The 13858-nt window shown below is 32.5% G+C and carries 16 protein-coding genes; all 16 read right to left on the bottom strand.

The window, feature by feature from the left end; genetic code table 11:
- Positions 1 to 14 precede the first annotated feature (14 nt).
- Entirely contained in the window at positions 15 to 341 is a 327-nt protein-coding gene (locus tag ACZZZT_RS05245) for a nucleotide pyrophosphohydrolase (RefSeq protein WP_243231461.1), read from the bottom strand.
- Between the two features lie 43 nt (positions 342 to 384).
- Positions 385 to 1974, bottom strand: a complete 1590-nt coding sequence (locus ACZZZT_RS05240; protein ID WP_463459647.1) for a transglutaminase domain-containing protein — start codon at positions 1972 to 1974, stop codon at positions 385 to 387.
- Positions 1943 to 2401: a hypothetical protein gene (locus tag ACZZZT_RS05235; RefSeq protein ID WP_463459646.1), complete on the bottom strand. Its 459-nt coding sequence runs from the start codon at positions 2399 to 2401 to the stop codon at positions 1943 to 1945. Before ACZZZT_RS05235 ends, ACZZZT_RS05240 begins: the two co-directional genes overlap by 32 nt.
- A gap of 33 nt (positions 2402 to 2434) precedes the next feature.
- On the bottom strand, positions 2435 to 3397 hold the full coding sequence (locus tag ACZZZT_RS05230) for a DUF3858 domain-containing protein (protein WP_463459645.1): 963 nt from the start codon (positions 3395 to 3397) through the stop codon (positions 2435 to 2437).
- Positions 3370 to 3648 carry a hypothetical protein gene (locus ACZZZT_RS05225; RefSeq protein ID WP_463459644.1) on the bottom strand — a complete coding sequence of 93 codons (279 nt, stop codon included), beginning with the start codon at positions 3646 to 3648 and terminating at the stop codon, positions 3370 to 3372. The genes ACZZZT_RS05230 and ACZZZT_RS05225 overlap by 28 nt, the downstream gene beginning before the upstream one ends.
- Positions 3645 to 4340, bottom strand: coding sequence for a DUF3857 domain-containing protein (locus ACZZZT_RS05220; protein WP_463459643.1), 696 nt, complete (start codon positions 4338 to 4340; stop codon positions 3645 to 3647). The genes ACZZZT_RS05225 and ACZZZT_RS05220 overlap by 4 nt, the downstream gene beginning before the upstream one ends.
- Before the next feature lie 63 nt (positions 4341 to 4403).
- Positions 4404 to 4856, bottom strand: coding sequence for a D-aminoacyl-tRNA deacylase (gene dtd, locus ACZZZT_RS05215; protein ID WP_463459642.1), 453 nt, complete (start codon positions 4854 to 4856; stop codon positions 4404 to 4406).
- A gap of 130 nt (positions 4857 to 4986) precedes the next feature.
- Positions 4987 to 5970 carry a ribosome small subunit-dependent GTPase A gene (gene rsgA / locus ACZZZT_RS05210; RefSeq protein WP_463459641.1) on the bottom strand — a complete coding sequence of 328 codons (984 nt, stop codon included), beginning with the start codon at positions 5968 to 5970 and terminating at the stop codon, positions 4987 to 4989.
- A 314-nt stretch (positions 5971 to 6284) separates the two neighbouring features.
- On the bottom strand, positions 6285 to 7367 hold the full coding sequence (locus tag ACZZZT_RS05205) for a bifunctional 3-deoxy-7-phosphoheptulonate synthase/chorismate mutase type II (protein ID WP_115847983.1): 1083 nt from the start codon (positions 7365 to 7367) through the stop codon (positions 6285 to 6287).
- 12 nt (positions 7368 to 7379) lie between these two features.
- Positions 7380 to 8240 carry a prephenate dehydrogenase gene (locus ACZZZT_RS05200; RefSeq protein ID WP_042563667.1) on the bottom strand — a complete coding sequence of 287 codons (861 nt, stop codon included), beginning with the start codon at positions 8238 to 8240 and terminating at the stop codon, positions 7380 to 7382.
- Between the two features lie 214 nt (positions 8241 to 8454).
- Positions 8455 to 9600: a pyridoxal phosphate-dependent aminotransferase gene (locus ACZZZT_RS05195; RefSeq protein ID WP_463459640.1), complete on the bottom strand. Its 1146-nt coding sequence runs from the start codon at positions 9598 to 9600 to the stop codon at positions 8455 to 8457.
- Positions 9601 to 9682: 82 nt separating this feature from the next.
- Positions 9683 to 10519 (bottom strand): prephenate dehydratase, encoded by an 837-nt coding sequence (locus ACZZZT_RS05190; protein WP_042563665.1) that lies wholly within the window; start codon positions 10517 to 10519, stop codon positions 9683 to 9685.
- Positions 10520 to 10880: 361 nt separating this feature from the next.
- Positions 10881 to 11180: a type II toxin-antitoxin system RelE/ParE family toxin gene (locus ACZZZT_RS05185; protein WP_463459639.1), complete on the bottom strand. Its 300-nt coding sequence runs from the start codon at positions 11178 to 11180 to the stop codon at positions 10881 to 10883.
- Entirely contained in the window at positions 11180 to 11386 is a 207-nt protein-coding gene (locus tag ACZZZT_RS05180) for an addiction module protein (protein WP_302093728.1), read from the bottom strand. Before ACZZZT_RS05180 ends, ACZZZT_RS05185 begins: the two co-directional genes overlap by 1 nt.
- A gap of 101 nt (positions 11387 to 11487) precedes the next feature.
- Positions 11488 to 12654, bottom strand: a complete 1167-nt coding sequence (locus tag ACZZZT_RS05175; protein WP_463459638.1) for a DUF1501 domain-containing protein — start codon at positions 12652 to 12654, stop codon at positions 11488 to 11490.
- A 10-nt stretch (positions 12655 to 12664) separates the two neighbouring features.
- The gene (locus tag ACZZZT_RS05170) at positions 12665 to 13855 is read right to left on the bottom strand and encodes a DUF1800 family protein (RefSeq protein WP_463459637.1); all 1191 of its coding nucleotides are present in this window, start codon (positions 13853 to 13855) and stop codon (positions 12665 to 12667) included.
- Between the last annotated feature and the right edge of the window lie 3 nt (positions 13856 to 13858).

The following is a 13858-nucleotide window of genomic DNA, read 5'->3' as shown; positions in this document are numbered from 1 at the left end:
CTGATATTTCACAATTATTTCAATTTATCGTTGTTTTTGTGACGATCTTTATCTCTAACCGATTTTAAATCCATTTTTTTATCAAAAGCAGCTTGTAAATCTATTCCCGTTTGATTCGCTAAACATAAAACCACAAAAACAACATCGGCCAGCTCTTCGCCTAAATCTTTATTTTTATCGCTTTCTTTTTCTGACTGCTCGCCATATCTGCGGGCAATAATTCGGGCAACTTCACCAACTTCTTCGGTAAGCTGCGCCATATTTGTTAATTCATTAAAATAGCGAACTCCGTGTTCTTTTATCCAGGTATCAACCTCTAGTTGTGCATTTTTCAAATCCATGATTATATTTTTAAAACAAAATTAACCTAATCTTTTGATGATGTTATATTCTTTTTAAAACTATTTTCTCTGTTTCTTTTGCAATCATTGCCTTGTAATATTCTTTTAGCATTTCATACTTGTCAGTTCCTACAATAGCTTCATTAATCTGATGTGCAACAACTAATTGTAAAGAATTTCCGCTTACTGCAATATTATATTTGAAAGTACCTAAATTATCCTCCATTGTCATAACTGCAGGCGCCGGCAGACTCTCTACTGAAAAACCTTCCGGGATTTGAATAGTAATATTATACTTATCTGCAAATGGAAAACCAAAATCAACCGGATATTCTCTAAGCTCCTGCTTGAAAGGATTTTTTTCATTTGTAAAAAACAACATCGGATTAATATAGATTTTACCCCCAATTTGTTCGCATAAATTATTTCCTGTAAAAGAATAAGTTTCAACAATTGGCAATAAAATTTCCTTTTCGTTTGTTCTGGAATATTCGCTTATTTCTATTTTATTATTTTCGTTCTCCAGTTTCTCCAGATATTCTTCTTCTTTCAAACCAGAAATATTATCCCTCGTTATCATTGCATTATAATCTGTACATTGTCTTCTGGTTTTTCCGGTAACTTTACCTTCGTTGTCAATAGTATAATTGATAAAAACATTATCACCTGATGGCTTGCTGGGCATTAAATTAACATCTTCTGACGTTCCGTCTTTTCTAATTAATCTTCCCTGCCAGTTTAGTGTTCTTAATGGCAAGATATTAGGTGTCGAAAATTTATCGGTTGCGTCTAGTAAAATATTTCCATTTGGAGTTTCAACTGCGGCAATAACATAATTAAAAGCTGTTCTGTTTGGGAACAAAGGAATCCCGTTTGAACGTGTGCTCACCAAAACCGGATTTGCTGTTAAACCAGCATAACGTAACATTGCAGTAAGCATTAAATTGATGTCACCAACATTTCCTGATTTTCCTTTATATGATTTTCGTACCCCGTTATCACAATCATAACCGTAATATCCATTCCATTTTACACTCGATTTTACATGATTTAAGATTGTCATAATTTTTTCTTCGTCAGAATTTTTATTGGCTAAAATCACTTTTAAATCATCTTCAAAATAACCGGTTCTATTTAATTCAGGTCCAAAAGTTTCATAATCGTAAATTGTTTTTACGACCGAATTCCAATCTGTTGAATAAGGTTTTAAGGGCTCATTTGGAAATTTTACCATAGACAATTCATGCTGAATACTTGATGTGTAGTTATCAATGTTATTTACAAAAGCCTCATCTTTCATCGCTGGAAAATTTTCTCCAACATAAGTAGTTTTTGTTTCTATATAATCAAACTTGTCCTGAGAAAATTCTGTTCTTGTAGCTGTAAACCCGCCTGAATTAACCCTTTCTTTAGAAGATATAATTATCGACTTATTGTTTTTTTCAACTGTCATTTTAGGAAAAACATATCCTTTTTGTCTTGAATTAAAAGTATAATATTCTGGAACAAATGTTACAAATTCAGAATAATTTACAGGAATGCTGGTTTGAAAATCCCATTCTCTAATCATTCTGGCAGGACTTCTAATGGTATATTTAAATTCAACAATTGAGCCTTCTTTTACATTGGGCATTGTTATTTTTTTGTCCACTAAATTTATTGCGAACTTCATCAAATATTCCTTCGCTCTTTAACTTTGTTTTCTCGATTTTGCCATCTACTAAATTATAAGTAATCGCATCACTAAAAGAAACTTTCTCAGATATATTACTGTTGTTATAATACCAAACCTTATGAGTAACCCAACTATAACCTTCTTTTTTATAGATTTTAATTCTGGTCTCAACATCAGTTACCGTAACAAATCCATCATTTTGATTGTACTCGATTCTTGAACTTCCTTTTTTATATAATATCGCTGCTGCAGCTGCTGTATCTTTCGGATGCGCTTTCTCTTGCAATTCAGCAATAGACACTTTTCCTAATTTAAATTCCTGCGCATTTACATTTGAAATCAATAACAAAAGAATTGAAATACAAAAAGGTTTAATAAGTTTCATATTATGGTTGGTTTAGTTATTTCAGATATTTGGTTAGTTCTTGGCTAAAATAATTTTGGCATTATCGTTTTTGGACACTTGTTCCATAAAAAGCCTATATTCATCATATTCTTTATTCGAATATTTTCCCTTATTTAAAAACATCGAACGTTTGTAAACGAGTTTGTTATTTTCTTTTTTGATGATTTCGGTTTTGTATTCCCCAAATTTTCCTTTCAATTCATAGTTTGCAGGCAAAAATTCGATCGTAAAACCATTTGGTAAATTGATTTCTATTTCATCAGAATCTAAATATCCACGTTGAATTTGAAATGGATTTTTTCTGTTTCGAATTCGTTTAATTGTATTTGCATTTTGATTAAAAGCATCAACAGGAAAAATTAATTTGTTGGCAGCAATTACACCATAATTTATAGCACTTACCTGAATGTTTTCTGTAAACCGAATATTTTCTTTATCGTTAGTAAAAACTATTTTATCAAGTTTTAAATTATTGATATTGTCCCAATATTCTTTATAATGTTTTTCTTTTTCTGTAGGTTGCAAATGTTCTATTCTTGATTTTGAACTGTATTGTGATCCTTCTGAAACAATTGAAAGTGATCCCGAAAAATTCCCGTTTTCATCTATAGTGTAATTTCCTTTGTCTGTTTGAGTATTGTCTTTGTCTTCATATATTTTAGTACGAACAATTTCTCCTCCTTCGGGCTTAATTATCAAAACATCTCTGTCATCTGTAAAAGTTCCCTGATAACCAAAAGGATCATCCTGACTTGTGCATTCCAGCCATGTATAATGATTTCCGTTTGGGATACACAAAATCATGTGATTTCCCTGCATGGCAACAAAATCAGCTTCTATATTGGTTTTATAACTATCTCCATATAAAACCGTATTGTACGAAGGAACATCAACAGCTTGCAAAAGTGCTTTGGTATAGTTTGTTAAAGCTTTACAATCACCGTAACCTAATCGATCGACATCTGTAGCCAACATGGGTTTCCAACCGCCAATTCCAACCTGGATACTAACATAGCGGGATTTTTTTGTACAAAATCATAAACTAATTTTGCTTTTTTAATCGGATCTTTTTCATCTCCAACAACAGCTTTAATTTTTGCTTTTGTTTCTTCAGGCAAATCTGTTGTTCCGGATAATATTTTTTCAGAATACCATTTGCCAAAATCAACCCAATTTGTGGCTGTTCCATCAACACCTTCTAAGTGAAAATGCTCTAAACCCATCATGACTTTAGGAAATAAATCTCTGTACGACGGACTGTAATCTTCCTTTTTTGAGCCAAAATATTGCTGGCATTATACGACAGTTGTGTATTGGTATCTGTTATTTTTTTTATATTAAATCCTAAAAACTGAATTTCTTTCTTTTTAAAGCCCAAATCTGCCGGGTAAATTACATTTAAAAAAGACTTTTCGATACTAACACCATAACTTCTCAAAGGCATCCATTTTGGAATAAAAGCTGTTGAAGAAGTTTGAACTTCACTATTAAACTCAATTGTAAAAGGATATGAAATTGGGGTATAATCCAGAGAGATATACCTATTGTCTGAAAACAAAGTTCCACCACCAACAACGCTTTGATCTTTGAAATCTTTTCTTTTTATTTTCTTAATTTCTTTTCCGAAAGCATCGTAAATTATAGCTTCAATATTTTTAATCGATGTTGATTTATCATAAAATTCATAAGCATCGATATCATCAAAACCTTTTTCGTTAAAAACAGTTACAACGCGATGATTTTTGGTATTCATGCTTCGCTGCGACAAAATTGTAATATCGGTTTGATCTAAGCGAACTACCGCATTGGCATTTTGTTTAAGACTATCTGAAATTGTAATTGCTAGAAATTCGCTCTTTTGAGCGGAAGAAATAACGGTAAATAGAAGAAAAAATAATGCAAAAACGGGGCTTTTCATCAGTAAGGAATTTCGCCAAATATATATTATTTTTAGAAATCCTTAACATTTGTTTATGATTTTTTACTCTCTGTTTTTACTGTCTATCAAAATAGTAACGGGACCATCATTTAACAAACTAACTTTCATATCTGCACCAAAAATTCCGGTTTGTACTTTTTTCTGAAAGTCTTTTTCTAAAGATTTTACAAAATTCTCATACATCGGAATGGCAAACTCAGGCTTTGAAGCTTTTATGTACGAAGGTCGATTTCCTTTTTTTGTAGAAGCGTGAAGTGTAAACTGACTAACCACAATAATATCCCCATCGATATCCTGAACAGAACAATTCATAACGTCATTTTCATCACCAAAAATTCTCATTTTAATGATTTTTCCAACAAGCCAGTCAATATCTTCCTGAGTGTCGGAATCTTCAATTCCAACTAAAACCAATAATCCCTTTTGAATATCAGCAACAATTTTAGATTCGACAGTTACGGATGCTTGTGATACTCTTTGAAGAACAATTTTCATATTAATGGTGAATTGTGAATGGTTAATTATAAATGTATTTTGAGGGAAAGTTTGGACGTAAAGCAAAATTAAGTTTAATTAAAAAAGATCTAAAAAACATCCTTCTTAATTAACAATTTACAATTCACAATTACTTTTGGTTTCTGGTTTCATCGCTAATTTTACGATCTTCATCATACGAATCTGTACGGTAATTTTCTTCATCACCTTCCAGAATCTTCAAATAACTATTGTAACGCGACCAAGCGATCTCGTCTCTTTCTAAAGCTGCTTTAATGGCGCAATGCGGCTCTTCTTTATGTAAACAATTGTTAAACTTACATTGATCTTTTAATTTGAAAAATTCAGGAAAATAACCGCTGATTTCTTCTTTTTCCATATCAACGATTCCAAAACCTTTAATTCCCGGCGTATCAATGATTTTTGCATTAAAAGACAAATCATACATTTCGGCAAAAGTAGTTGTATGCTGACCTTGTTTGCTGGCCTCAGAAATAGTTTTGGTTTTAAGATGCAAAGATGGTTCCATAGCGTTTACCAAAGTAGATTTTCCAACACCGGAATGTCCTGAAAACATGCTTACTTTACCAATCATCATATCTTTTAATTCATCAATACCTTTCATTTCTGTAGAAGAAACACGCAGGCATTTATAACCAATTTGCTGATACACATATTGCATATACAATTGATCTTCTAGCGTTGGCTCATCAAAAGTGTCAATTTTATTAAAAACCAAAATTGTTTCGATATTATAAGCTTCCGCAGTTACCAAAAAACGATCTATAAAGTTGAATGTTGTTGGCGGATTATTAATTGTTATCAATAAAAATACCCGATCAATATTCGAGGCAATAATATGCATTTGATGCGAAAGATTAACCGATTTACGAACGATGTAATTCTTTCTTTCATGAATATTAAAAATCGTTCCCGTTACCGCATCCGAAGTTTCTTCGAGTTCATAATCGACAATATCGCCTACAGCAATAGGATTTGTACTTTTAATACCTTTCATCCTAAACTTCCCTTTCATACGGCATTCAATAAAATCGCCTTGTTCCGATTTTACGGTGTACCAACTTCCTGTAGATTTATATACGAGTCCTGTCATTCTTTTATTTTAGATTGTTGTCCCGAAACTTCGGGATTAGATTTCAGATTGAAAATCTAAATCTTTGCAAAGATAAATGAATAATTTTAAACATAGCCCGCGGTTTCAATCCTGGCGATAAAGATTATGATTATCGATACGTTCCCACGGTTGAAACCGTAGGCTATGTAATAAAAACAAAAAATCTCCAAATCTTCTTTCGAAGAAATGGAGACTTAAAAAACAATTTAATCTTAATTATGATATAAGAAAACTTAAATTAATGAAAACAAAAAGCTTAAAAAACTTATATCACTTATATGGTTTAAAAAATATTATGCGTTGAATATTTTTTCCTGGTGACCAATACTTTCCTGGTGAATTGCTTTGAACATTCTCAAAACAAACTCCTCAGTAAGACCTTTTTTCTCACCTTCAAGAATCATTTTACCTAAGATTTCGTTCCAACGATTGTTTTGAAGAATCGCAACGTTTGCATCTTTTTTCACCTGACCAATTTCGTCAGCAACTTTCATACGTTTTCCTAATAACTCTAATAAATTAGCATCAAGAACGTCGATATTTGCTCTTAGTTTTGTCATTTTTTGAGTGTACTGATCTGTAGTATCATCCGTTTTTCTGATAGTCAAATCTTTAATGATTTGTTTCAAAGCATCTGGAGTAACTTGTTGAGCAGCATCAGACCAAGCGTTGTCCGGATCGTAGTGCGTTTCGATAATCATACCATCGTAATTCAAATCTAAAGCCTCTTGTGTTACTTCGAAAATCATTTTACGATCTCCTGTAATGTGAGATGGATCGATGATTAATGGTAAATCAGGAAATTTATTTTGCAATTCGATAGCAATTTGCCATTCTGGAATGTTTCTGTATTTTGTTTTTTCGTAAGTAGAAAAACCTCTGTGAATAACTCCTAATTTCTCGATTCCGGCCATGTGTAAACGCTCAACACCACCTAACCATAAAGCTAAATCTGGGTTTACAGGGTTTTTAACCAAAACGATTTTATCAGTTCCTTTCAAAGTATCAGCAATTTCCTGAACAGCAAAAGGGTTTGCAGTTGTACGAGCACCAACCCATAAAACGTCGATATCATGTTCTAAAGCTAATTTACAATGAGCTGCAGTTGCAACTTCAGTACCCATTAATAAACCAGTTTCTTTTTTTGCTTTTTGCAACCATTTTAAACCAATTTCTCCAACACCTTCAAATCCTCCCGGACGCGTTCTTGGTTTCCAGATTCCTGCTCTGAATACACTAACTTTTGAATCTTTTAATTCGTGAGCAATTTTCAATACTTGATCTTCTGTTTCTGCACTACATGGTCCAGCTATCACAAGTGGGTGATTTAAATTGAAATCTTCTAACCACTTTCTCATTTCTTTCTTATTTTCCATCTTAATTCTAATTTACTTTTTAGTTGTTGTTAATCCGTTTAGTATTTCTTTTATTTTATTCGTGCTTTCCATTTCTTCAAAAATGGCATTGTAATTTTCTTCTTTTAACAAATCCCTAAACCGACTCAGGTTTGAGATATATTCTTCCAATGTTTCAATAACATGTTCTTTGTTTTGCTTAAAAATTGGTGTCCACATTGCGGGAGAACTTTTTGCTAAACGAACGGTACTTTCAAATCCACTTCCCGCCATGTCAAAAATATCCTGTTCGTCTTTTTCTTTGTTCATTACTGTTTTTCCGAGCATAAACGAACTAATGTGCGACAAATGCGAAACGTAAGCAATGTGTTTGTCGTGCGAAATCGGGTCCATATATCGAATTCTCATTCCTATTTCTGCAAAAAGCTTCAAAGCCTTTTCCTGCAATTTAAAAGTGGTTTTTTCCACCTCGCAAATAATATTCGTTTTTCCCTGAAACAAACCTTTTATTGCCGCCGAAGGTCCTGAAAACTCTGTTCCTGCAATTGGATGCGTGGCAATAAAGTTTCTTCTTTTCGGATGACTTGCTACTGCTTCACAAATTGGCTTTTTAGTCGATCCCACTTCAAAAACAATTGTTTTATCTCCAACCAAATCCAGTACTTTAGGTAAAACCGTCAGCGCGACATCAACAGGAACTGAAACAATTACAAAATCGGCTTCAGCCAAATCTTCAAAACTTCCTGCTTTCTCGATAACACCCAAATCAATTGCTTCCTGCAAATGTTTTTCGTTATTATCTATTCCAAAAATAGTTGCGTTTGGATGCTTTTCTTTGATGTCCAGCACCATCGAACCGCCAATTAGCCCTATTCCTATTACGTATACTTTCATAATTATTTTTATTTGAAGCTAATTCCTGCTATCCGCTGTATCTTTTGTGGTGAACCCCACCACAAAAGGATGCTACTTCTATCAGGGCTAGGGCTTCTCGTTTTCATAAGAGCTTTACATCTCCTGCAAGGTTTTCAAAACCTTGTAGGTGTATCATTAAGACTTTCAAACTCATACCTACAAGGTTTTGAAAACCTTGCAGGAAATCTTAATACTAAAATCGATCTATCGCTTCTTGTACTTTTTCTTCTTTTACACATAACGAGAATCTTATGTATCCTTCACCATTGCTTCCGAAGATTGTTCCCGGTGTTATGAAAATATGTTTCTCATATAATATCTCGTCAATGAACTTTTCTGCTGATTCAATTCCTTCCGGAAGTTTTGCCCAGACAAAAAGCCCAACTCCTTCTTTATAAACTTTGCAACCTAATTTTTCTGCTAGTTTTTCTGTTAATTCTCTGCGGCGTCTGTAAATTTTGTTTTGATCTTCGAACCAGGATTTATCACAATTCAACGCTGCAATAGCTCCTTTCTGAATTCCGTAATACATTCCGCTGTCCATATTGCTTTTTACTTTGAGAACTGCATCAATAATTTCAGGATTTCCTAAAACCATCCCAACTCTCCATCCGGCCATGTTGAAGGTTTTACTCAATGAATTTAATTCCAGAGCCACATCTTTCGCTCCTTCAATTTGCAATAAACTCATCGGATTATCATTCAAAACAAAACTATACGGATTATCATTAACCAATAATATGTTGTGTTTTTTAGCAAAAGCAACCAATTTTTCAAATAACGCTAAACTTCCTCTCGCTCCTGTTGGCATGTGCGGATATCCCAGCCACATAATTTTTACTTTCGAAAGATCTAATTTTTCTAAAGCTTCAAAATCCGGTTCCCACGCATTCGCTTCTTTCAAATCATAATAAACCGGAACAGCTCCTACCAAATTAGTTACCGAAGTATACGTTGGATAACCCGGATTTGGAATTAAAACATGATCGCCTTCATTTAAAAATGCTAACGAAATATGCATAATCCCTTCTTTCGAACCCATCAAAGGCAAAATCTCATTATTGGGATTTAATGCAACACCAAATTGATTCTGATAAAAATCTGCCATTCCTTTTCTCAATTCCGGTAATCCCTGATAGCTCTGATAACCATGCCCATTCTCATCTTGAATTGCTGCGGCAACCGCTTCAATTACTGCTTTCGACGGACTCAAATCAGGGCTTCCGATTCCCATATTGATGATAGATTTTCCTTCAGACTGCAGTTGTCGAACTTCTCTCAATTTTGATGAGAAGTAGTATTCTTCAACTGTATCTAATCTTTTTGCTGTTGTAATCATTTTTTTTGCTTTACGCTTTAAGCTGTAAGCTTTAGGCTCTTTAACTAATAACTTTTAACTAATAACTTTTAACTAATAACTTCTAACCTATAAAAGGTTTAGTGTTTTTATATTCTCCCAAAACCTTTAAATATTCTGCCATTATATTTAGTAACGATTTGGCTTTTGCAAAATCTTCATATTTCTCAAATGTTACATCTACGAAAAACGAATATTTCCAGGGAGTTTCAATTTTGGGAAGTGACTGAATTTTCGTTAAATTCAATTTGCAATCGCTCATTACATTTAAAACCGCTGCAAGGCTTCCTCTTTTGTGATCTAATTCAAATTTAATTGAAGCTCTGTTAATTTCGCTTTCCGGTAAAAATGAATTCTGCTTTTTGATAATCACAAAACGAGTCATATTGTTTTTGATGGTTTGAATTTCCGGTGCGATGATTTCCAAATCATACATTTCAGAAGCTACTTTACTCCCTATAGCTGCAATTCCTGTTAATTGTTTTTCCTGAATTCTTCTTGCTGTTTCAGCCGTATCTTTATCTTCAACCAATTTGATATTTGGATATTGTTTCAGGAAATCCATGCATTGCAAAAGTGCCATTGGATGAGAATGAACTTCTTTTATATCTTCAATTTTCTGACCTTTTAATGTCATTAAATTTTGGTGAATGCTTAAATAATGTTCTCCAATTATGTGTAAATTATTCTTGTCAATCAAAGCATAATTAGGAATAATTGGCCCTGCGATCGAATTTTCAATTGCCATCACTGCCTGATCAGATTTTCCGGAAAGCAGGCTGTCAACTAATTCTTCAAAAGACAAACATTCATCAATAGCCACATTTTCAGAGAAATACTCCTTCACAACCTGATGATGAAAAGAACCTTTTATACCTTGTATTGCAATTTTAGTTGTCATATATTCAAAAAAAATCCTGATTTGCATCAGGATTGTATATTAGTTTTATTTGTATTTTTATATTTTTCAAATAACCATAGCACAATCCTCACTTCTACTAAAGAAGAAATAAAAAGAGTTGCTAAAATAAAAACGGTTATTAGACATTTTGTTTGTGTTTTTCAATAAATTCTCTGCGAATGTATAAATTATTTTCACTGCACCAAAAAAAATATTGCATTTTATGAAACAAAAGAGGATTTCTTAACAAATTATATTCCTTTTGTATGATATTATAAAAAATATGGCTTAAAATGAGATTATTGCAGTGGGGTTTTTAAAAGTTTACGAACTTCTAAGTCCGTGAGCTATTAAGATTCATTTATAAATTTAATCTTTTTGACCAATTTTTGGGAGAACGAGAGGTATGAAATACGCCTATAACGACAATTTCATCTTTTTCAAATCGATAGTGAATTCCATAAGGAAATCTTGAAATAAATCTAATTTGAATGTTTTTATATTTTTTTTGAAAAGCATTTGGGTTTCTTGAAATTTCATCAAGCCCAGCTTCTAAGCAAAGTTCGAAATCATAAGAAAGACCTATTCTTTGTTTTTCATACCAAATAACAATATCTTCAACATCAAATAATGCTTCTTTAACAAACCTAATTCTATGCATTATCTAATCGATCTTAAATGAGCCTTAACCTCATCCCAAGTATATAATTCAGTTTTTCCCTCTTCTAAATTTTGAATACGAATATCTAATTCCCTCTTAACATCATCAGAAACTTCTAAATTCTCTTTAGAAACACTATCCCACAGTTGTTCAGCTAAAACAATTTTTTCAGCATTACTATATTTAGATAAATTTTTGATTTCCATATTTTCAATATTACTAATATTATCAATGTTACAAATTTAATCAAATTACCATGAAATAAATTCAATCAAAAACAAACTAACAAATTTATTTTTTTCTGTTTTTAAAACAACCCGGAAACCGGCATATTCTTAATCCCAATTTTAGAATAATCAAAACTCATTTTTTCCTTTAATAAAGAAGCATAAACACTTCTGAAATCAATTTCATATTTTAAATCACCACCATCTAAATCTGCTAAATTTGGATTTTTTCCTAAAATTGTTCCTTTATTATTTCCTCCAATGATAAACATTGGCGCTGCTGTTCCGTGATCTGTTCCATTTCCGTTGTCTTTTACACGTCTTCCAAATTCTGAAAACACGACAATTGTTACATTTTGAAGCAATTGAGCCTGTTTTAAATCCTGATAAAAACTAAATAGTGCATCATTTAATTCAGTTAATTTTCGTTCGTGCATAGAAAGTTGATTGTCATGTGTATCAAATCCGTTTAGTGAAGTATAATACACTTTCGAATTTAAATTTCCTTTTACCAATCGTGCAATCCATTCCAGATTTTTAGACAATCCGGTTTTTGGATAACTGACTTCTGTTTTTGATTGTTTCAATGCATTTTGAATTTCATCCGATCCTTCTATAAGTGAATTGGCAATTTTTCGAACAAAATCCAATTGCGGATTGTTTGATAATTTTACATTTTCATCATTACCTGGTTTTATCTTAAATCGATCCGGATCTTTTAATGTTATCGAATTTGGTTCAGCGCCTTTTAATGCCAGATTATCTATCGAGTCCAAATTTATTCCCGCTGTTGGCTGATGACCATGACATTGCAAATCCAAATAACGTCCTAACCAGCCTTCATTTAGATATTTATTGGAATCTACTGCCGTTTGCCAAATTTCCTGACTTCTAAAATGTGAACGAATAGGCTCAGGGTAACCTACATTTTGAATCACAGTTAAATCTCCATTTTGCTGCATTTGGGCAAAATCTTTTAAAGATGGATGAAATGCCATTCCATTATTTTTTCCAATTACAATATTTTTATTTAAGGCAATTTTAGTTCTTAAATCATAATATAATGGATTATCGTATGGAATATAGGTATTCAAACCATCGTTTCCTCCATTTAGCTGTACAAATACCAAACATTGTTCGTCAACAACCAAACTATTTTGAGAACCAAAAGCATGTAAAAATTCAGGAAGAACAAGTAGCCCTCCGGTAAACGTTCCTGTAAGCGTTAGAAAATTTCTTCTGTTCATAGCTTTAGTTTTAAATCAATTGATATTCTGGCAATTTCGTAATATAATTAAACAATCGAACTACCGCAAAATTCGAATTAGGTCCTTTAGGGTCAAAGTCATATTTGAGTAAATTTTCCATATCTTTTTGCATGGAATCATTTACAGAAAACAACAGTCTGTTTGATAATTCAGTAATGATAGTTTTATTATTGCCGCTGGAATCATATTCTATCTTAACTACTTCTTTCGGTTTCTGAGTTTCATTACTCATCATATCTGGTGTTTTCTTTGCAAGATTTCCACCTTTACAAAGAAAATCGGCAGTATTGTTTCGCTGTAAGTAGAGTTGAGAAGTCAACCACGAATTTCCTCCGTCCCAGCCTTTTACATTTGTCTGACTGTACAAATCCATTCCCTGCTGCCTTAAAAAGGCAACAATCCTAGTTTGATCATATATTTCCTTAAGATGCAATTCAGAAATAAGCTGAGAAATATAAACTAATGGATCTTTGATTTTTTCTCCGGAATTATCTTTAAGGTATTCTTCTGTGAAGATTTTAGTAAGTAACGGCGCTATTTCAAAATTTACTTTTCTGAAATAATTCCCATAATAAGTAACTAATTCTTCTGATGGGGAATCATAAATAAACCACTTTAATATTTTTCGTGTAATTAAATATGGGATATTTTTTTGTTCAAAAATAATATCGACTAAATCATCGTCTTTCCAGTTTCCTGTTTTTCCGAAATAGGTTTTGTCGCTATTATCTTCAAAATTTTGTCTGTAAACCGCTTGTTCATCTCCAAGACTTAATCCTGCCAAAGCCCGTGCACCATTTTTGATATCATCTTCAGTATAATTTCCTATTCCAATAGTAAATAATTCAAGCAATTCGCGACTTAAATTTTCGTTGAATTTACCTTTTTTATTATCTACATTATCCAGGTATTTAACCATTGAATTAGATTTTAGGATTTTCTTTGTCAGTTCCTTGAAATTCCCAAAAGCATTCTCACGTAAAATCATATTGTGTTGATAAATCCAATAATTGGTTTTCACTTTTTGAGAAGTTATTACAAAATGATTGTGCCAGAAACAAACCATTTTTTCACGCAATGGAAATTCTTCGGTTTGCATTTTAGCAACCCACCATTCCTTAAGTTTTGTTGTAGTAGAATTTTCTTCTATTAGAATTTTCCTCTTTTCCTCCTTATCCAAATT

This window comes from Flavobacterium sp. AC274 (genome assembly GCF_979258275.1).
The sequence above is the reverse complement of the archived record's forward strand: the minus strand, read 5'-3'. Positions and strand labels throughout refer to the sequence as shown.